Annotated in this window: 21 protein-coding genes and 1 tRNA gene; 5 read left to right on the forward strand and 17 right to left on the reverse strand. The window is 74.6% G+C overall.

Annotated elements, in window-relative coordinates; genetic code table 11:
* Positions 1-15: 15 nt before the first annotated feature.
* The 3 genes from AB8M62_RS14420 to aztD form a co-directional block, all read right to left on the reverse strand.
* On the reverse strand, positions 16-501 hold the full coding sequence (locus tag AB8M62_RS14420; protein WP_369069989.1) for a hypothetical protein: 486 nt from the start codon (positions 499-501) through the stop codon (positions 16-18).
* Positions 502-591: 90 nt separating this feature from the next.
* Positions 592-1434 carry a metal ABC transporter substrate-binding protein gene (locus AB8M62_RS14425; protein ID WP_369069990.1) on the reverse strand — a complete coding sequence of 281 codons (843 nt, stop codon included), beginning with the start codon at positions 1432-1434 and terminating at the stop codon, positions 592-594.
* 65 nt (positions 1435-1499) lie between these two features.
* Positions 1500-2873, reverse strand: a complete 1374-nt coding sequence (gene aztD / locus AB8M62_RS14430; protein WP_369069991.1) for a zinc metallochaperone AztD — start codon at positions 2871-2873, stop codon at positions 1500-1502.
* Positions 2874-2956: 83 nt separating this feature from the next.
* On the opposite strand from aztD, the gene AB8M62_RS14435 reads away from it, so the two are divergent.
* The 3 genes from AB8M62_RS14435 to AB8M62_RS14445 are packed head-to-tail and all read left to right on the forward strand — an operon-like array spanning position 2957 to position 5482.
* Positions 2957-3673, forward strand: a complete 717-nt coding sequence (locus tag AB8M62_RS14435; protein WP_369069992.1) for a metal ABC transporter ATP-binding protein — start codon at positions 2957-2959, stop codon at positions 3671-3673.
* Positions 3670-4608 carry a metal ABC transporter permease gene (locus AB8M62_RS14440; protein ID WP_369052528.1) on the forward strand — a complete coding sequence of 313 codons (939 nt, stop codon included), beginning with the start codon at positions 3670-3672 and terminating at the stop codon, positions 4606-4608. The genes AB8M62_RS14435 and AB8M62_RS14440 overlap by 4 nt, the downstream gene beginning before the upstream one ends.
* 10 nt (positions 4609-4618) lie before the next feature.
* Positions 4619-5482, forward strand: a complete 864-nt coding sequence (locus AB8M62_RS14445; RefSeq protein ID WP_373694954.1) for an LLM class flavin-dependent oxidoreductase — start codon at positions 4619-4621, stop codon at positions 5480-5482.
* Positions 5483-5573: 91 nt separating this feature from the next.
* Here AB8M62_RS14445 and AB8M62_RS14450 read toward each other — a convergent pair.
* The 3 genes from AB8M62_RS14450 to AB8M62_RS14460 all read right to left on the reverse strand — a co-directional run bounded on the left by AB8M62_RS14450 (position 5574) and on the right by AB8M62_RS14460 (position 6195).
* Positions 5574-5646: transfer RNA gene (locus tag AB8M62_RS14450), tRNA-Lys, on the reverse strand.
* Positions 5647-5740: 94 nt separating this feature from the next.
* Positions 5741-5923 (reverse strand): hypothetical protein, encoded by a 183-nt coding sequence (locus AB8M62_RS14455; protein ID WP_369052527.1) that lies wholly within the window; start codon positions 5921-5923, stop codon positions 5741-5743.
* 68 nt (positions 5924-5991) lie between these two features.
* Positions 5992-6195 carry a hypothetical protein gene (locus AB8M62_RS14460; RefSeq protein WP_369052526.1) on the reverse strand — a complete coding sequence of 68 codons (204 nt, stop codon included), beginning with the start codon at positions 6193-6195 and terminating at the stop codon, positions 5992-5994.
* A 107-nt stretch (positions 6196-6302) separates the two neighbouring features.
* Here AB8M62_RS14460 and AB8M62_RS14465 point away from each other — a divergent pair, with 107 nt between their 5' ends.
* Complete coding sequence (locus tag AB8M62_RS14465; RefSeq protein WP_369069993.1) at positions 6303-6950, forward strand: hypothetical protein; 648 nt, start codon at positions 6303-6305, stop codon at positions 6948-6950.
* 10 nt (positions 6951-6960) lie between these two features.
* Here the strand turns inward: AB8M62_RS14465 and AB8M62_RS14470 are convergent, their stop codons facing one another.
* Positions 6961-7992 (reverse strand): zinc-dependent alcohol dehydrogenase family protein, encoded by a 1032-nt coding sequence (locus AB8M62_RS14470; RefSeq protein WP_369052524.1) that lies wholly within the window; start codon positions 7990-7992, stop codon positions 6961-6963.
* A 262-nt stretch (positions 7993-8254) separates the two neighbouring features.
* On the opposite strand from AB8M62_RS14470, the gene AB8M62_RS14475 reads away from it, so the two are divergent.
* Positions 8255-8851, forward strand: a complete 597-nt coding sequence (locus AB8M62_RS14475; RefSeq protein WP_369069994.1) for a hypothetical protein — start codon at positions 8255-8257, stop codon at positions 8849-8851.
* A gap of 67 nt (positions 8852-8918) precedes the next feature.
* Here AB8M62_RS14475 and AB8M62_RS14480 read toward each other — a convergent pair whose 3' ends face one another.
* The 10 genes from AB8M62_RS14480 to AB8M62_RS14525 all read right to left on the reverse strand — a co-directional run bounded on the left by AB8M62_RS14480 (position 8919) and on the right by AB8M62_RS14525 (position 17919).
* Positions 8919-9161: a hypothetical protein gene (locus AB8M62_RS14480; RefSeq protein WP_369069995.1), complete on the reverse strand. Its 243-nt coding sequence runs from the start codon at positions 9159-9161 to the stop codon at positions 8919-8921.
* A 46-nt stretch (positions 9162-9207) separates the two neighbouring features.
* Positions 9208-9459: a hypothetical protein gene (locus AB8M62_RS14485; RefSeq protein ID WP_369069996.1), complete on the reverse strand. Its 252-nt coding sequence runs from the start codon at positions 9457-9459 to the stop codon at positions 9208-9210.
* A 16-nt stretch (positions 9460-9475) separates the two neighbouring features.
* The gene (locus tag AB8M62_RS14490; RefSeq protein WP_369069997.1) at positions 9476-10834 is read right to left on the reverse strand and encodes a sialate O-acetylesterase; all 1359 of its coding nucleotides are present in this window, start codon (positions 10832-10834) and stop codon (positions 9476-9478) included.
* Between the two features lie 13 nt (positions 10835-10847).
* Entirely contained in the window at positions 10848-11741 is an 894-nt protein-coding gene (locus AB8M62_RS14495; protein WP_369069998.1) for a peptidoglycan recognition protein family protein, read from the reverse strand.
* Positions 11741-11983, reverse strand: a complete 243-nt coding sequence (locus tag AB8M62_RS14500; RefSeq protein ID WP_369069999.1) for a hypothetical protein — start codon at positions 11981-11983, stop codon at positions 11741-11743. Before AB8M62_RS14500 ends, AB8M62_RS14495 begins: the two co-directional genes overlap by 1 nt.
* Entirely contained in the window at positions 11980-12807 is an 828-nt protein-coding gene (locus AB8M62_RS14505; RefSeq protein ID WP_369070000.1) for a hypothetical protein, read from the reverse strand. The genes AB8M62_RS14500 and AB8M62_RS14505 overlap by 4 nt, the downstream gene beginning before the upstream one ends.
* On the reverse strand, positions 12804-13178 hold the full coding sequence (locus AB8M62_RS14510; RefSeq protein ID WP_369070001.1) for a hypothetical protein: 375 nt from the start codon (positions 13176-13178) through the stop codon (positions 12804-12806). The genes AB8M62_RS14505 and AB8M62_RS14510 overlap by 4 nt, the downstream gene beginning before the upstream one ends.
* Before the next feature lie 17 nt (positions 13179-13195).
* Positions 13196-13678 carry a hypothetical protein gene (locus AB8M62_RS14515; RefSeq protein WP_369070002.1) on the reverse strand — a complete coding sequence of 161 codons (483 nt, stop codon included), beginning with the start codon at positions 13676-13678 and terminating at the stop codon, positions 13196-13198.
* Entirely contained in the window at positions 13675-14763 is a 1089-nt protein-coding gene (locus AB8M62_RS14520) for a glycosyl hydrolase (protein WP_369070004.1), read from the reverse strand. The genes AB8M62_RS14515 and AB8M62_RS14520 overlap by 4 nt, the downstream gene beginning before the upstream one ends.
* Positions 14764-14838: 75 nt before the next feature.
* Complete coding sequence (locus tag AB8M62_RS14525) at positions 14839-17919, reverse strand: fibronectin type III domain-containing protein (protein ID WP_369070005.1); 3081 nt, start codon at positions 17917-17919, stop codon at positions 14839-14841.

Here is a 17919-nt window from a genome sequence, read left to right on the forward strand (position 1 = left end):
CCGAGCGCGTCCCGCTCAGGGCGCCTCGACGGTCTCCCGGCGGTGCACCTCCGCCAGGGCGGCGGCCAGGTGCGGGGCCAGCGGCCGACCCGCGGCGCGCAGCAGGTCCTCCAGCAGCAGCAGGGCGTGCGCCACGAGGGGCGCGTGCGGCACCGGCGGCGGTCCGCCGTCGGCGGTGTCCGGGTGGGCGCCCAGCGCGCCCGTGAGCACGAGCACCAGCAGGTCCGGCGACAGGTCCGGCAGCCAGGACGCGGACCGGGCGGTGCGCGCGACGACGGCGCGCAGGTCGTCGGCGTCCAGGCCGTCCGGGTGCAGCCCCTCCAGCAGGTCGCGCAGGACGTCGCCGGTCACCGTGCGCACCTGCTCGGCGTCGAGCTCGGCCAGCGCGCTGGCCGCGGCGCGCAGCTCCTGCGCGTCACCGGCCGCGGCGGCGTCCACGCCGCGCCCCAGGAGGCGGGACAGGCGGGTCGGGGACGTGCGCGGGGAGGTGCCGGGGGACATGCCGCGATGGTGGCGCACCCCTCCGACACGAGCGCCCCGCCCCCACGGCGGCGGGGACGGGCCGCTCGGTCGGGCCGCCGGCGCGGCGGGTCAGGCGCCGCAGGCCAGCCCGTCGCGCAGCGCGGCGAGGTTGGACTCCATGAGGCCCAGGTAGTCAGCGTCCTCCGCGTCCCCGCCGACCCGCTCGATCGGGTGCAGGACCCCGGTGCGCACGCCGAGGTCGTCGGCCAGCGCCGCGGCGACGCCCTCTCCGGCGGCGGCCTCGAAGAAGACCGTCTCGACGCCGCGGCCGGAGACGGTCCGCACGACCTCCCGCAGGCGGGCGGGGGACGGCTCGACGTGCGGGTCGATGCCGGTGATGCCGAGCTGCTCCAGGCCGTAGCGGTCGGCGAGGTAGCCGAACGCCTCGTGCGAGGTGACGAGCGTGGCACCGGCGCAGCCGGCGAGGGCCTCGGCGTACTCGGCGTCCAGCGCCCGCAGGTCCTCCTCCAGGTCCGCGGCGGCGCTCGCGTAGGAGTCGGCGCCGTCGGGGTCCACGTGGGCCAGCTCCTCGGCGACCTCGCGGGTCACCTCGACCATCCGCACCGGGTCGAGCCAGAAGTGCGGGTCGGCCCCGAGGTCGGCCAGGCGCTCGGTGTCCACCAGGTGCTCCGGCGGGTCCTGCTCGAGCGCGGAGTCGACGGCCGGCTGCAGCCCGCCGAGGTGGACGACGAGGTCGGCGGCGCCGAGCCCGGCGACCTGCTGCGGGGACAGCTCCAGATCGTGGCTGTCGGCGCCGGGCGGGACGAGGTTCTCCAGCGCCACGTCGCCGCTGCCGATCCGCTCGGCCGCCACCCGCTCGACGACGAACGCCAGCGGGTAGGAGGAGGCGACGACCTGCGTGGCGTCGCTGCCGCCCGGGCCGCCGGCCGCGCCGCAGCCCCCGGCAGACACCGCGAGGAGCGCGGCGCCGGCCAGGAGAGCGGCCCGTCGGGACGGGCGTGCTGTGGTGCGGACGGTCACGACCGCTGCTGCTCGCCCTCGTGGTCGTGGTCTTCGCCCTCGTGGTCGTGGCCCTCGTGGTCCTCGCCGGCGTGATCGTGACCGTGCTCGCCGTCGTGGGCGGGGTTCTCGTCGGCCGAGCCCGTCACGCCCTTGAGCTCGTTGGGCGTCACCGACAGGTCGGCGCTGGCCCACACCTCACCGGTCTCGATGTCGACCGCGTGCACCTTGTCGTCCACCGGGTCGCTGACGTAGGCGGTGCCCTCCATGGTGAACACCTGCGGCTGCGGGGTCTGCCAGTCCTCCTCGACCTCCCACGCGCTCATCACGGGGACGGAGCGGACGAGGGTGCCGGTGGCGGTGTCGACGACGTGCAGCTGCCCGTCGGTGCCGAGGACGACGGCCTCGCCGTCCTCCCCGCGGCCGATGGACCGGTACCAGTACGAGGCGGGCAGCTCCACCAGGCGCAGCTCGCCGGTCGCGGTGTCGATGAGCGAGATCCGGCCCACGGCGTCGGCGGGGGTGTCCTGCTCGGAGCGGTAGTCGCCGACGACGACCGGCGAGTCGTCCAGGCCCCACTGGTTGCCGATGCGGCCGTACTCGTCGGGGCTGTCAATCTTGGTGATCTGCCCGTCCCGGTACACCAGGACGCCGTCGGTGCAGCCGATGACGACGACCTCGTCGGCGGCCACGGTCTCGCCGTGCACGTTCGGGCACTGGTCGTTCGCGGCGATCTCGTTCCCGTCGGCGTCCAGGACGCGGATCCCGTTCCGGGACTCCTCGTCGCCCTCGGAGACGACCATCCGGCCGTCGGACAGCTCGACGGCGACGCCGTGGTGCGCGGAGGGGGTGCGGAACTCGCGGGTCTCGCGGTCGGGGTCCTCCAGGTCGGCGCTGTCGAAGGCGACGACCTGGCCGGTGCCGTCGTCGAACAGGACGGTGCGGCCGGCGTGGGCGACGACGTGGCCGCCCTCCTCGGCGGCGAAGACGGTGCCGGTGACGCGCGGCTCGGCCGTGTAGTAGTGCGAGTGGTCGCCGTGCGCCTGCTCCCAGGCGCCGGCGTCCAGGGAGTGCCAGCCGCCGGGCGCGCTGACGAGCAGGTGGCGGCCGTCACCGGCCGGGTTCAGGCGGGCGAAGCCGTCGAAGGGGAAGTCGCCGAGGACCTCCAGGGACGTGGCGTCGAGGACCTGCACACCGCCGTCGTACGTGATCGCCAGGCGCGGCTGGCTGGCGGCGGCCTCGGTGGGCTCGGGGGTGCTGGTCGCGGTGGGGGTCCCGCTCGCGGCCTGCTCGGGGGAGGCGGTCGTGCCGGTGCTCGAGCAGCCGGCGACCAGCGCGAGGGAGAGGGCCGCCGCCAGGGCGAGGGGTCGGCGGAGGGGAGGGCGGTGCACGGGGACGCTCCTGTTCTGACCGGTGACTTCGACGGCGCAGACGCTAACACCTCTGAGAATCGTTATCGACTAACCTGTCGTCCGTGCGTCCTCCCACCGGTAGCCCGCCCGTCCGCCCCGACTCCCCCGCCCTGGCGGTGCGCGGCCTCGTCGCCGGCTACGGGGGCGTCCCCGTCGTGCGCGGGGTGGACCTGGCGCTGGCGCCGGGGGAGTGTGTGGCCCTGACCGGCGCCAACGGCTCGGGCAAGACCACGCTGCTGCGCTGCTGCCTCGGTCTCGTCCCCGTCCTGGGCGGCGAGGTGCGCCTGCGCACCCGGCCCGTCGGCTACGTGCCGCAGCGGCACACCGTGGCCGCCGTGCCCGCCACCGTCGCCGAGGTCGTCGCCGCCGGCCGGCTCGCCGCCCGCGGCCCCCTGGCCCGCTTCGGCCGCGCGGCCCGCCGCGCCGACCGCGAGGCCGTCGCCGAGGCCCTGGCGGCCGTCGGCCTGGCCGAGCACGCCCGCGCCGGGATCGGGGAGCTGTCCGGCGGGCAGCAGCGCCGCGCGCTGGTCGCCCGCGCCCTGGCCTCCCGGCCCGCCGTCGTGCTCCTGGACGAGCCCACCGCCGGCGTCGACACCCGCAACCGCGAGCTGCTCGCCCGCGCGCTGCGCGCCGCCGTCGACCGCGGGACCGCCGTCCTCGTCGTCACCCACGACGTGCCCGCCCTGTCCGGTGTCGTGCACCGCGTCGTCGAGCTGGCCGCCGGGCGCCTGGCGCCCGCCGCCAGCGACGCGCGCGTCCCCGCGGAGGTGGCCCGGTGAGCGCCCTCGCCCTGCTCGCCGACCCGCCCGCCTGGCAGGTGTGGACCGGCCTGGAGCACGCCTTCATGCAGCGCGCCCTGGTCGCCGCCGTCCTCGTCGGGCTCACCGCCCCGCTGGTCGGCGTCTTCGTCGTCCAGCGCGGCATGGCCCTCGTCGGCGACGGCATCGGCCACGTCGCCCTGGCCGGCGTGGCCAGCGGCCTGCTGCTGGGCTGGGCCCCCGTGGCCACGGCCCTCGTCGCCGCCTGCGCCGCCGCCCTGGCGATGGAGGCCGTGCGCCACCGGCGCGGCACGGGCGGCGACGTGGCCCTCGCCGTGATCTTCTACGGCGGCATCGCCGGCGGCGTCGTCCTCATGGGGTACGCGCCCCCGGGCGGGCCGACGCTGGAGAGCTACCTGTTCGGCGCCGTGACGACCACCAGCACCGCCGACCTCGTCAGCTTCGCCGTCCTGGCCGGCGCGCTGTCCCTCGTCGTCCTCGTGCTGCGGCCCTGGCTGTTCTCCGTCACCAGCGACGAGGAGCACGCGCGGGCCACCGGCGTCCCGGTGCGCCTGGTCAACGGCCTGCTGGGGGTCCTGGTGGCCGTCACCGTCGTGCTGTCCATGCGCACCGTCGGTCTGCTGCTCATCAGCGCCCTCGTCGTGCTGCCCGTGGCCGCCGCCCAGCGCGTGGCCCGCAGCTCCCTGGGCGTCCTCGTCCTGGCCTGCGCGGGCGGCGTCCTCGCCGGCGGCGGCGGGGTGGTGACCTCCTACTGGACGGGCACCCCCACGGGCGGCACGGTCGTCCTGCTCTCGCTGGCGTCCCTGGCCGTGGTGGTCGTGACCGGCGCGGTGCACGGGCGCCTCGCCGGCCGCCGCCCGCGCCGCGCGGACGTGCGCCCGCCCGCGGCACCTGACCCGGACGAACTCCCGGTGCGGACCGGCGCCGGCGGCTAGCGTGCCGGCGGTGGTCCCCGACCTGTCCTGGATCGTCCTGCCCGACCTGCTGCCGGCCGCGTTCACCGCGGCGGCGCGCGAGGTGGAGGCCACCGGCGCGCGCACGCTGTGGACGTACGACCACCTGTCCTGGCGGGACATGCGCGACGGCCCGTGGTTCGGGGCGGTGCCCCTGCTGGCCGCCGCGGCGGCGGTCACGGACCGGGTGCGGCTGGGCACCCAGGTCGCCTCGCCGAACTTCCGCCACCCCGTGCCGTTCGCCAAGGAGGTCGTCACCCTCGACCACGTCAGCGGCGGCCGCTTCGAGCTGGGGATCGGCCGCGGCGGGGAGGGCGCCGACGCCACCGTCCTGGGCGGCGAGCCCTGGCCGGCGCGCGAGCGCACCGAGCGCTTCGAGGAGTGGACGCGGCTGCTGGTGACGATGCTGGAGCAGCAGGTCACCACCCACCGCGGGCGCTGGTGGTCCGCGGTCGACGCGCGCACGGTGCCCGGCTGCGTGCAGCGGCCCCGGGTGCCCGTCACCGTCGCCGCGGCCGGCCCGCGCGGGATGCGGCTGGCCGCAGCGGTCGCCGACTCCTGGATCACCTACGGCGACGTGCGCGACACCGGGCGGGGCTTCCTCGACGCGGTCACCGCGCAGAACCGCGCGCTGGACGAGGTCGTCGCCGCGGCCGGCCGCACGCGCCCCCTGCGCCGCACCGCCCAGGTCGACCTGCTGGACCGCGCGCCGTTCACCAGCCCCACCGCGTACGCCGACCTGCTCGCCGCGCTGGGGGAGGCCGGGTTCGACGAGGTGTCGCTGCACTGGCCGCGCGAGGACGGCCGGGGCGTGCCGCGCGCCGCGCTCGACGCGGTCCTGGCCGCCCACTCCTGACCCGCCCGCAGCAGGAGCCGTCGGGGACCGGGAACGAGGGAGGCCCCGCGCCGCAGGAGTCGGAACTCGCTGCGGCGCAGGGCCTCGAGGGTGCGCCATCATGGACTCGAACCATGAACCCGCTGATTAAGAGTCAGCTGCTCTGCCAATTGAGCTAATGGCGCGCAACGAGACATGACCTTAGCAGGCACCGGCGGCGGGGACGAAATCGCCCCCGCCGCCACTGCTCCGTCCGGGGTCCGCCCGTCGTCGCGGGGGTCAGGAGCGGGAGGCGTCCCGCTCCCACCACGCGTCCTCGGGCAGGCCCTCCGCCTCGAGCAGCTCCGCCGAGCGCGGGCCCTCCGGCGAGGCCATGTCCATGATCAGCGAGAGCGGGATGTGCTCGGAGAGCATCGCCCTCGCGGGGTCCGCCGCGTCGCGGCCCGTCGTGTCCTGCGTCATGCGTCCTCCCGAGGAGCGTGTGGTGTGACGGACTGGACGTCGTCGCCCCGGGACACCGTCTTGAGCCGTCAGCGCAGGCTCGACCCGTCCGGAGCACCGCCCGCGCGCTCGGTGACGGCGCGTGCCCGCCCGGCGGGCTGGTTCCCCGGTCGGGCCGCGGGCGGGGTCAGCTGGCCGCGGTGCAGCGCCACGGCCGCCGCGGCCCGCCGCCGGCGCCGCCGGCGCTCGCGGTCGGGCAGCCGGGACGTCACGGGGCCGGGTGCGCTGATCACGTCCGGAACGCTAGGCGCGGGCGGCCGCGGTCCGCATCGGCCCGCGGGCGGGTCCGGGCGTCCTCCCACCGGTGGACGGGCGCGCCGGTGCGGAGCACAGTTGTGCGATGTTCAGCGAGGGTGCCGGCGTGCGCCTGTCGATGCCCCAGGCGCTGCTGCTCGCCCTGCACGTGCGCGACGCGGCGGGGCTGGCGCCGCCCGTGTCGGACCTGCTGCCGGACCTGCCGCCGCTGGCCCCGCCGGCCGCACCGCTCGTCGGCGCGAGCGCCGAGCTGGCCGGTGCGCGGGCCGCGGGGGAGCAGTGGGCCCGCTGGTGGGCCGGCGCCTTCCCCGGCGGGCCGCAGGCCCTCACCTCGATCCTGCCGCCGCGCTACCCGGGGCTGAAGGGGATGCCGGAGCTGCGCGGGTTCGTCGAGCTGGACGCCGACGAGGCCGTCGCCTGGTGCGCGCGCGCCCGTCAGGTCGAGGCCGACGTGCTGCGGCGGGTGCCCACCGCGCTGTTCGAGACGAACCTGCTGGGCGAGGTCGAGCGCGAGCTGGGCCGCCGGCTGCGCACCTTCCGCCTGGACGTCGTCGTGCTGCCGGTCGCGGGCGCGCACGCGTGGGAGGTGGCGGGCGTGCCCGTCGTCAGCCTGGCGCTGCGCGCGGACCGCTCCGCCTACCTGGCGTGGCTGCGCGAGCGGCTGCTGGCGATCGGCCGCCTGCGCGGCGGCAGCGGGGTGCCCGGCTCCGACGGCGGGCTGACGGGCGTCTGAGCGGACGCGCTCAGGCGTCGGGCCAGACGACGCCGACCTTGCCGCCCGCGCCGGAGTCGGCGACCCGGTAGGCCTCGTCGGCCTCGGCCAGCCCGAACGTGTGGGTGACGACCCGCTCCGGGTGCAGGCCCCAGCGCACGAGGTTGGCCAGCAGCTCGCCCATGCGCACCGTGGAGGACACCCACGAGCCGTGGACGGTGAGCTGCCGGTGGATGAGGACCTCGCTGACGTCCACCGCCAGCCGCCCGCCCTCGCCGACCAGCGCGGCGCGGCCCCAGCGGCGGGTGTGCCGCAGCGCCGTCAGCTGCCCGGCGCCGCTGCCGGAGCAGTCCACGGCCGTCTCGGCGCCGTCGCCCAGCAGGGCGGTCAGCTCCTCGTCGGTGCCGGCGACCGCGTGGTCGACCGCGCCCAGCTCCAGGGCCAGCGCGCGCCGGGCCGGGCTGGGGTCGGTGCCCACGACCGTCGTGGCGCCCATCGCCCTGCCCAGCAGCCCGGCGGCCAGCCCCACGGGCCCGAGCCCGGTCACCAGCAGCCGGTCGCGCCCGGACACCCCCAGCCGGCACAGCGCCTCGTAGGCGGTGCCGAACCCGCACGCCACGCACGCGCCGTCCAGGAACGTCAGCTCCTCGGGCAGCACGAGCAGGTCGCGCTCCTCGGCCAGCAGCAGGTCCGCGTGCCCGCCGTCGCGCTGCCAGCCGTAGGCCGCGCGCCGCTCGGAGGTGCAGCTGATCTGGTAGCCGCGGCGGCAGTCGTCGCACTGCCCGCAGCCGGAGATGTGGTAGACGACGACGCGGTCGCCCACGCCGATCCGGTGCACGCCCTCGCCGACGGCGACGACCCGCCCGGCCGGCTCGTGCCCGCCTGCCACGCCCTGGTACGCCTCCGGGCCCTCGCCCAGGTGCTCGCGGTAGATGGCCCGCAGGTCCGAGCCGCAGATCGTCGAGGCCCGCACCGCCACCACCACCTGCCCGTGGCCGGGGGAGGGGTCGGGCACCTCCCGCAGCTCGACCTCGCGGTTCCCGGGGAGGAAGGCGGCGCGCACGGGCGGTCTCCTGTCTGGTCGGCAGCGCTGACGACGACGGAGGGGCGGCCCCGCGCGGGACCGCCCCTCCGGAGCGGGGTGAGTGACGGGACTTGAACCCGTTGGCGGACCCCTTCGTCACCTGGGAAGCTAGCAGAACCGCAGGTCAGAGGGCATCCCTCGACGCCGCTAACCGCTATCCGCTGACCGTTGTTGACGCTCATCCGTTGCCCAGGCAAGAAGAAACGCAGGCTGTGTCGGGTGCCGTGGCATGGTGAAGACCGTGAGCAACGACCCGATCGACGAGTGGGAGCGCCACGTGGGCTCGCTGACCGCAGAGTTGCTGCTGCCGCACCACCGGAGCATCGAGCAGGCGCTGCTCGGCTGGCAGGAGGCGCCGCTGTGGGACGGCGGGGTCCAGCAGGCCCTCGACGCACTCCAGAACCTGTACTCGACCGGGGACCTTCTCCAGCTGCCTGATCCCCTGGCGCCCTTGCGGGCCTCCTTGACCAAGGCGTTCGACTTCATCGCGAGTGCACCGGACGTTGACGACGATGTCGAGGCTGCGCTGGCCTCGGCCCGTAGCGTTACGGACGAGGTCGACGCCGAGCTGGTGGACGCAGACCAGGCGGGCACTCCGGCTGAGCGGCGAGCGCTACTACTGACTGCTCGGGCTCGGGTGCTTGAGGTCCTCCGCCAGCTGCTCGCTGTACACAGGAAGCTCCTGCGCTTCGTAGACGGCAGCAACGACGCAGTCGAGAGCTACTCCAAGTTCACCGTCAACGTCTCCAAGGCCCTGGTGGCCGTCAGCTCGGCGATCAGCGCGCTGGGTGGTGTGGTCTACGTAATCGACTCCACGCTCGACAAGCTATCGGGCTGAGAACGACGAAAGCGCCCCCACGGCCCGAGCAGGGCGGTGGGGGCGCTGGTCGTGCAGGTGTGCTCGGTCAGGTGAGCACGGTGTAGAGCCGGTAGCCGATGTAGCCGGCCACGAGGCCGGGCACGGCGAGCACCGCAGCAACCGGGATCGACCAGAAGGCGGTCAGCAGGGCCGCGGCGAGCAGGATGCCCGCGAGGACCATGACGGCCAGGCCGACGCCGGTGACGGCGCGGTAGGCGCGGGCGGCGGGCGCGACGACGGGGTGCCGTAGGGGCGCCATGAGCCGCTCGTTCTGCTCCTCGGGGGTCATGCCCCTCCATCGGCGCCCGCACCCGCGCCGTTACCGAGCGTGCTGGTCAGCCCAGGTCGACGGTGGACGGCGCGAGCGCCGTGCCGTCGTCGGCCCGCGGGTTCGCGGTCGGGGTGACCTTCCCGCGCGCAGCGGCGGCCACGGCGATGGGCGCCAGGACGGCGACGACGCCGAGGATGGCGGCGGTCTGCTCCTCGGTGAGATCGATACCGAACGCGACGAGCAACGCGATGACGGCGGCGACGGCGGCGGAGATGCCGGCGGCGGTGACGAGGGGCTCGCTGGTGGTCTTGGACATGACGGTCTCCAGGGGGTCAGGCGATGGTTAAGGAGTCGATGGACAGGACTCCGTCGGGCTCGGCGCCGTCCCAGTGCCCGGTCGAGATGACGGGGCGCACGGCGGTGAGCGCGAAGGGCGCGGCCTGCCGGTGCAGCTCGGTGTAGGTGGCGCCGTCGGCGGAGTAGGAGATGACGACCTGCGCGGCGTCGGTGGCGACGCGGTACCAGCCGAGGGCGCGGTTGGCGCCGTTGTAGTTGGTGCGGGCGCCGGCCGCGACGACCCACGCCTGCGTCCACGGGTTGCTGCTGTAGTCGATGTGGACGCCGATCATGTTGTTGCCGTTGCTCGGGTCGAGGGTGACGCCGATGACGGTGTCAGCGCTGGTCGCGGCCTGGTTGCCGATGACGCGCCACGTCACGGACACCTGCGTGAGGTCGACGATGGGCGCGGCGTGGACGCCGTAGGCGGACGTCGTAGGCACCCGCAGGACGCCGTCCTGCACGCTCAGCGTCTCGGCGCCGTACCAGCTGCTGAGGTCGAAGCCGGCCGCGGGCAGCGGCGGCGGGGGGTTCGACGGCACCTCGGCGATGGGGGAGACGTTGGCGCGGGCCGCCATCAGAGCGGTGACCATGCGCCTGCCCTGCTCACGCTGCCCCTCGGCGGTGTAGTGGACGCCGAGCCCGTCGTCGAGGAGGTAGCCCTCGGTGCCCTGAACGAACGCGGTGTAGGGCTTGCGGGTGACGGTGTCACGGTGGACGGAGTGGATGTTGTCCGCGACAGCGGCGTACTCGGGCAGCATCGAGCCGATGACGAACGGCAGCTCGGGCCGCTCGAGGCGGTCGCGCAGCCCGTCGATCAGCGACTCCAGGTAGGTGCGGTAGGCGGTCGACGTGAGCCCGCCGTCCGCCTCACCCTGCGCCCACAGCGCGCACACGATGCGGGCGTTGCTGCCCGCCGCCTGCAGCGCGTCGCGGGTCTGGGTGATGGTCCGCTCGTACAGGTTGTTGCCGCGGTCGGGCAGGAGGGGGTCCCAGCGGGCGGGGCCGTTGCCGGCGGTGAAGCCGGTGCTGGACGACGCGCACGGCACCAGCAGGACGCGCCGGTTGCCGGGGATGGTCCCGGCGTACCAGCGGGCGAAGCTCATGCCGGGTCCGACACCGGACTGGCTGGGGTTCAGGTGCCCCAGGGGGTCGGATGCTTGGACGATCCGCCCAGCGGCCGGGCCGCTGGACGGGTAGGCCCACACGCGGGGGTCGGGGACGTCGACCAGCGGGTCGATGCTGCCGTCGGCACCCTGCATGTTCGACTGCCCCATCAGCAGGATGAGGTCGTACCCGAGGTCACGGGAGTCGGAGCCTGCGACGGGGTGGTTGGGCGAGGAGATGCGCGCCACCGACTTCTCCTGTTCAGGCTGCAGGCAGGGGCTCGACGAGCGCGACGACGGGGGAGTTCGGCGAGGTGTACTCGACCTCGACCTGCACGGCGCCGGGCGGCATCTCGTAGATGCGCGGCAGGCCGGCCTTGAGGGGCTCGCCGACGAACTCGCGCCAGGTGCCGGGGCCGGCGATGACGACGCGGTCCAGGCGGGCGTCGCGGGCCGTGGACAGGGACACGAAGCAGCGGCCCTTGGGGCCCAGCGACAGGGCGTGCCCGACCTGGGGGACGCGCACGACGTCGAGCCGCTTGGTGGCGGTCGCGGGCAGGGTGACCTGGTGCATGGCTTCCTCGGGGGACTCGAAGGGGTACGTCTGCGCGGCGGGCGCCGGCGGCGGGACGGGCTCGGGGCGGGCGACGGCGACGCGGAAGGCGTTCATGTCGATGCCGGCGGGGTCGATCTTGCGGCCGATGGGGGAGCAGATCTCTCGGTGGCCGCCGACGCGGTTGGCCGGTAGGCCGTACTCGCGGCACAGCTCGCGGCACAGGGCGACGTAGGCGTCCAGCTGCCGCTGGGGCCACGGCTCGCCGCGGCCGTCGTTGGCGGCCTCGATGCCGATGGCGTGCTGGTTCGCGTACAGCTGCGAGCGCACCTTGCCGGCGTGGTGGCACAGCCCGGCCGCGACGACGCGGATGGTGCCGTCGCGGCCGAGGGCGTAGTGCGACAGGGGCCCGACGAGCGCGGCGTGCCCGTCGCGGATGATGCGCCAGGACGTCGTCGAGCCGCGGGCGGACGCGTCGTGGTGGGGCACGACGCTCTCGACCTTGGCCATCGGCCCATGGCCTCGGGTCTTCCACCCGTCGAGCTCGACGACGGGGAAGCCGGTGCGGCGGGCGACGTCGGCCAGCTGCAGCAGGTAGGGCATCAGCGGCCGACCTCGCCGCGGGCGAGCTTGCCGATGATCGCGATGAGGGAGTCCAGCTTGCCGGGCACGAACTCCCAGCGCTTGGTCAGCTCCCGGTGCACCTCGCGGATCATGTCGGGCAGGGTGACCAGGCGGCCGTCGCCGGCGATGGAGGCCTGGGCGATGGTGAACTGCCGCTCGATGCGGTCGACGGTGGCCTCGATGCGGGCGAGGCGGGCGTCCTGGTACGAGGTGAGGCTCACGACGGCTCCTGTGTGCTCGGCTGCCCGCCCTCGGCGGCGCAGCTGTAGGTGGGGGCGGTGGCGGTGAAGTCGGGCGCCGGCGTGCACCGGTAGGTGGTGCTGCCGTCGGTGAAGGTCCACGAGGCTGGCGGTGGGCCTGCGGGACCGGGCGGGCCCGCGGGGCCGGGGACGGTGGAATCGGCGCCGTTGCTGCCCGCTGGCCCAGGGGGCCCGACGGGCCCGGGTGGGCCCGCTGGTCCGGGGACGGTGGAGTCGGCGCCGTTGCTGCCGGCGGGTCCGGGCGGGCCGACCGGACCGGCGGGTCCGCGCAGACCGCGGGGGCCGGGCACGGTCGAGTCGCGGCCGGCGGAGCCGCGGGCGCCGGGCGGGCCCGGGACGGTGGAGTCCGCGCCGGGTGCACCGCGGGGGCCGGGCGGGCCGGGCACGGTGGAGTCGGTGCCGGGCGCCCCTCGTGGGCCTGGCGGGCCGGGGATGGTCGAGTCGCGGCCGGCGGGGCCGGGGGGCCCGGCCGCGCCGCGGGGACCGGCGACGCCCTCGCGGACCTCGACGGGCACGGGCACGGGGCTGGCGCCGGCGGCGGTGGCGTTGGCGTTGGCCTGGTCGGCGACCTCGACGGCCTGGTCGCGCTTCTGCTCCGACTCCGTCAGCAGGGTGTGCAGCTCGGCGATGGCGCTCTCCTGGGAGGCATCGCGCTCGTCGCTGCGCTGCTGGCTGGTCAGGGCGAGGACGACGACGGCGCCCAGGCCGGCGAGCACGAGGGCGATGCCGGCGACGATGAGCCACAGCAGGCGCGGGTAGCCGCGCAGGCCCTTCAGCAGCGTCACGGCAGACCACCTCCCAGCTCTCGCACCCGCGCCTGCATCTCGGCCTCGTGCTGCAGGCGGTCCGCCCGGCGGGCGGCGGTGATGCGCTCGATCTCGCTGTCCTTGTCGCGGCGGATCTCGTCCTGCTTGGCCCGGGCGACGTCGGTCTCGCGGCGGGACACCTCGAGGGCTGTCTCCAGGCGGGTGCGTTCCTTCTCCCAGACGGCGAGGTCGCGGGTCTGCTCGGCGCGCTGGCCGTTCAGGTCGGCCTCCAGGGAGACGATGCGGTCGCGCAGGTACTTGTTCAGGCCGGCCAGCACGGCGCCCACACCGCCCAGGACGGTCGCGATGGCGCCGCCCAGGACGACGAAGGTGTTCGGGTCGAAGGGCATCGGACCCCTCCGGCAGGTCAGGGGCGACGGCCGGGCGGGAAGTGCCCAACGGACGCGAGGTGGAGGACGACGACCGCGCCCGAGAGGGTTGCGGTCATGAACCCGATCCGCGTCTGCATCCATGCGACAGCGAAGGAGGTGGCGATGAGGCCCCACGGCGCGAGCGCCAGAAGCAGGGACAGGCGCGCGATCCATGGCACGCCGAGGACGCCGCACCAGGTGCCGACGGCCACGAGGCCGAGGAGCATCCCGAGCGGGGCGGTGGACGGGGTCAGGCCGGCCGCGGCGACGACGTCGAGCGCGCCGGCCCAGGTGTCCTCCGCGGCGAAGTAGAAGCCAGGGGTCAGGAGCAGGTAGCCGGCGACGAGGGTGTCCACGGCGGCCAGGAGCAGGACGAGCCCGCGGTGGCTGGTCACGAAGTCGTGGAAGCGCCCGCTCCAGGACGGGCGGATGACGGTGAGGCCTCCCGCGACGTCGACGTGGTGGCGGGTGCGGCTCATGCCGGGTGCAGCGCCCGGACGCGCTGGTAGTAGCGGGCCCTGATGTTCGGCATGGCCAGGGACCCGTCGCGGCCCTCGAGGGTGGTGCCGACGCCGCCGTCGCCGACGTTCCATAGGGAGTGGTAGGCGCAGTAGACGTTGGAGCCGGAGGTGACCGGGTAGGCGGCGATCGTGTCGAAGATCGCGTCGACGTAGGAGGCGTGGTCGCCGGAGCCGCGCGAGTCGGACACGGCCGCGCCGCTGGCGTTGGTCAAGGGCTTCTGCCAGGAGAACATCGACCACTCGCTGAACGCGAAGGGCTTGTTGTGGCTGGCGCAGAAGGCGGTCAGGTCCTCGATGGAGTTCGGCGCCTGCGTCTTCACCCACGCGACCAGCTCGCTCTCGCTAGGGTTGGTGCTCTTCCACTTGGAGCCGTAGGCGTCGAGGCCGACGATGTCGACGATGTCGTCGCCGGGGTACCAGTCGGCCAGGGGAGTGCCGTCGAGCATGGAGGTGAACTCGAACTGGAAGGGGAACCCGCCGGCGCGAGCGAGGTTCACCCACCGCCGCCAGACCGCCTTGTAGTCCGCGGCGCTGGTGCGGGTGTTGCCCCACGGGTACTGCGCGCCGTGGGTGTTCGCCTCGTGGCCCAGCCGGACGATGGCCTGGTCGCCGAAGGCGGTGCGGATGGCCGCCAGGCAGGAGGTGATGGCGCTGTCCAGTGAGCCGCTGATGACGGAGGCCGCGTCGGTGCCGACCATGGGCGCCTGGGTGACGACGAACCGGCGCCGGACGGTGGGGTTCTGCGTGCGCCACCAGCGCGGGTACGGAGCGTCGGTGCGCAGGAACCACGGCGACGAGATCTGCGAGGCCTGGCTGATGACGTCGTTGAACAGCAGGACGCCCTCGTAGGAGCGCTGCGCCTCGGTGGCCATGGCGTCGACGCCGACGGCTGCCGTGTCGTGGGCGTGCACGAGCAGGAAGGTTCGGCGCAGCGGGTCGGACTCCGGCTGGGGGGTGGGCTGCCCGCCGGGCTGGTGGATGACGAGCTGGCCGGCGGGGATGGAGCCGTAGCTGCGGGTCAGGCGGTGCACGGTCCCGGGCATGGGGTCTCGCTCTCGCGTCGGGCGGCGGGCCGTGCCACCACGAGGGTGGTGGCACGGCCCGGGCGGTGGTTGGGGCTAGGAGGCGTCGCCCCAGGCGACGGACCGAGCGCGCATGTTCTGGTCGCCGCTGGCGGCCCAGCGCAGGCCCATCCACACGGAGCCACCCACCAGCGGGGTGGAGTCGGTGATGTCGATCCCAGGCGTGGTCGCACCGTTGACGTAGGCGCGAAGCCGACCGGCAGTGACGGTGAGACGCAGCCGGGTGGGCGGCGAGGTCTGCGCCTGCGTGGCCACGACCGTCTGCGTGCCACCCGAGCGCTTGAGGAGCTGCACGACCTGGCTGCTGTGGCTGTACGACAGGAAGTAGCCGTCCCCGATGGAGGTGCCCGACTTGGTGCAGCGCACACCGGGGTTGGGAGTGATGTTGGTGCCGGTGCCGGGGGCCCCCACGACCACGTCGACGTACTGGTTCTCGCTGTTCGGCTGAGCGTCGGGCGCGAACCAGCGCGTCGCCGCGCCAGTGGTGCTCGCCGGCAGGCCCGCGCCGCCGGAGTCGACGAGGCCCTGGATGTCGAAGCCCGTCCACCCGGGGATCGACGTCGTCGACGTCGTGGTGAAGCCGTCGGTGTACGTCTTCGGCGGCAGCGAGATGAGCCTATCCGCCAGCGGCTTGCGGCGGGGGGCGCCCAAGGGGCCGCCGTTGGGGTTGGCGTGGTCGTTGACCTGCACGACGCGCAGGACTGCCTGGATCTTGTTGAGGATGTCCGCGTTGTTGGCGATCAGGGAGTCGCGGAAGGCGGTGGTGCCGCCCTGCTCGACGTAGAAGGCCATGTCGCCGGCGCGGTCGGTGACGTAGGCGCCGTAGTCCTGCAGGGCCCGGAACAGGATGATGCCGGGGGAGGACTCGGTGGTGCCGATGTTCAGTGTGTAGGGGTCGACGCTGGACGGGATGGCCACGTAGGAGCCCATGTAGACGGCGCCGGTGTAGGAGTTCGGGGCGTCGTAGTCCTGCTCGGTGGCGGGCCACTTGTAGCCCTTGGCGACGGAGAAGCCGGTGCGGTTGGTGCCGGCCGGCCAGCCGGCGGGGACGTCGCTGGAGGTGAACGACCCGGAGGAGTAGTAGCCGTAGTTCCCGGCGGTGTTGTTGATGTACCCCAGCTGAGTAGCGCGAAGCGCGATGGCCAGGGGGTGCTTGATGACGCCGGCGGCGATGTCCTCCTTGCGGATGAGCCCGCCGAGCGCCGAGCCGCCGTAGGCCCTGACGCCGTTCTGCGGGCCGAGGCCGGTGCCGTAGAGGTCGACGCGGTGGTTGCGGGAGACGGACCACTCGGTGTCGGTGGTGCGCTGGACGCCGATGTTCTCGGCCACGATCCGGCGGATGCCGTCCACGGGCGGCTGGACGGTGTGGGAGTGCCGGTCGCTGGTGGTGGAGCCCTCGTTCGCGACGAGGGTTCCCGAGCCGGCCGGAGAGCGGAAGGCGTTCGCCTTGGAGCGGGTCGAGTCGTTGCGGTCGGTGACGGACACCAGGGGGTCGCTGGCGGCGGCGTAGTTCACCGGGTGCGAGGACTGCGTCTGGTTCGCCCAGATGCCCTGGTTCGCCGCGCCGGATCGCTTCGAGCGCAGCGCCACCGTTGCGGGGGAGTCGACCGGCTCGAAGGTCGCGGACTGCGCGATGGGCAGGTTCCAGGGCGAGGTCTGCACGAAGGGCTGGACGTCGGCGATGCGGGTGCCGCCGACCGCGGGGACCAAGATGTTGGTCGTGGCCGCCGCGCCGGGACCCACGCCGTTGACCGCGCGCACGAAAGCGGCGTAGGTCTCGCCTGCGGTGAGGTTGGCGAGGGTGGCTGTCGTCTGCGTGGTGGGCACCAGGGGCGACGTCCACGGCGCGCCGCTGGCGCCGCCGTCGTGGCCGTACACGTAGCCGGTGAGCGCGGCAGTGCCGGTGTCGGTGGGCTCGCTCCACGACAGGTTGGCCGTGTTGTCGGTCAGGGTGAACGTCAGAGCGGCCGGTGCGGCCGGTGCGCGACTGGTGGATCCGGCCCCGGTCTCCAGCTGCTGGACGCGGTCGATGATGTTGCCCAGCTGCTCTGCGTCCGCCTTGGCCGCGAGCATCTGGTTGACCTGCGTTAGCTGCGCCTGCAGGGCCTGCAGCTGGCCGTCGACCTCGGTGCGCGTGTACACCGTGACGGGCACGAAGTCGGCGACGTTGGCCTTGTCGGCCAGGGCGGCGATGAGCCCGGTGACGGTGCCCATCTCCTGCGCGCCGGTGTGGGTGGCGCGGTCGCGCAGCTGCGCGTCGCTGCTGTTCTGAGTGGCGGTCGTCGTGATGGTGATGGTGTCGAGGGCGTCGTTGGCCGTGACGGAGACGAGGCCGACGCCGGTGAGGGCGGCGCCGATGGTGTCGCGGATGGCCTCGGGGTCCGTGGTCCCGCCGCCGCTGACGGCGGCGGTGAGGACCAGGCGGTTGTTCGCGTCGTCGTAGGTGACCGTGACTCCGGTGCCGCCGGAGATCAGGGCGGCGACGGCGTCCTGGACGGCCTCGGTGAAGTCGGTGACCTGGGCGCTGGTGTGGGTGTGCCCGACGAGCGCACGGCTGGACAGGCCGCTGGTCAGCTCGGTCTTGGTGGCCAGGCCGGACAGGTCGGCGGTGCCGTCGCCGACGACGGTGATGTTGCCGGCGGCGTCGGGGGCCAGGCCGTTGACGGTGCGCACGACGCCGGTCAGCTCGGGCAGGTCGCCCTTGAGCAGGTAGCGGGTGTCCGCGCGCTCCCGGGTCAGGAAGCCCTGCGGGGCGGCGGCAGCCGGCTGGAGCGGCTGCAGGGCGGCCCACTGCACGATGCCGTCGGCGTCGCCGTCCTCGGCGGCCAGGGTGGTGTGCTTGCGCTCCGTGGTGCGCCGGGAGGGCACGACGCTGGTGTCGCGCACCTCCAGCTGCAGGTCGTAGGTGATGCCCGGCGGGGTGGGGGGCAGCTTGACCCCGAAGGTTCCGTCGGTGGCGTCCAGGGGGAAGTCGCGGGCCAGGGCCGGGTAGGTCTTGCCGTCGGCGGCGGTGAAGGTGGCCGAAGGGGTGACCGTCAGGGTGCCGGCGGCAGCGGTGCTGCCGGGCAGGTCGACGTCGCCGACCAGGGTGAGCTTGCCGTCAGCGCCGAGCGCCAT

Source organism: Kineococcus terrestris, from assembly GCF_041020755.1.
In the GTDB taxonomy this organism is placed as follows: Bacteria; Actinomycetota; Actinomycetes; order Actinomycetales; family Kineococcaceae; genus Kineococcus; species Kineococcus terrestris.

What these genes read in the sequence shown, in the direction of transcription:
- AB8M62_RS14420 (WP_369069989.1), bottom strand. Translation starts at nt 501, where the DNA reads ATGTCCCCCGGCACCTCCCCGCGCACGTCCCCGACCCGCCTGTCCCGC.
- AB8M62_RS14455 (WP_369052527.1), bottom strand. Translation starts at nt 5,923, where the DNA reads ATGACGCAGGACACGACGGGCCGCGACGCGGCGGACCCCGCGAGGGCG.
- AB8M62_RS14465 (WP_369069993.1), top strand. Translation starts at nt 6,303, where the DNA reads ATGTTCAGCGAGGGTGCCGGCGTGCGCCTGTCGATGCCCCAGGCGCTG.
- AB8M62_RS14480 (WP_369069995.1), bottom strand. Translation starts at nt 9,161, where the DNA reads ATGACCCCCGAGGAGCAGAACGAGCGGCTCATGGCGCCCCTACGGCAC.
- AB8M62_RS14485 (WP_369069996.1), bottom strand. Translation starts at nt 9,459, where the DNA reads ATGTCCAAGACCACCAGCGAGCCCCTCGTCACCGCCGCCGGCATCTCC.
- AB8M62_RS14495 (WP_369069998.1), bottom strand. Translation starts at nt 11,741, where the DNA reads ATGCCCTACCTGCTGCAGCTGGCCGACGTCGCCCGCCGCACCGGCTTC.
- AB8M62_RS14510 (WP_369070001.1), bottom strand. Translation starts at nt 13,178, where the DNA reads ATGCCCTTCGACCCGAACACCTTCGTCGTCCTGGGCGGCGCCATCGCG.
- AB8M62_RS14515 (WP_369070002.1), bottom strand. Translation starts at nt 13,678, where the DNA reads ATGAGCCGCACCCGCCACCACGTCGACGTCGCGGGAGGCCTCACCGTC.
- AB8M62_RS14520 (WP_369070004.1), bottom strand. Translation starts at nt 14,763, where the DNA reads ATGCCCGGGACCGTGCACCGCCTGACCCGCAGCTACGGCTCCATCCCC.
- AB8M62_RS14525 (WP_369070005.1), bottom strand. Translation starts at nt 17,919, where the DNA reads ATGGCGCTCGGCGCTGACGGCAAGCTCACCCTGGTCGGCGACGTCGAC.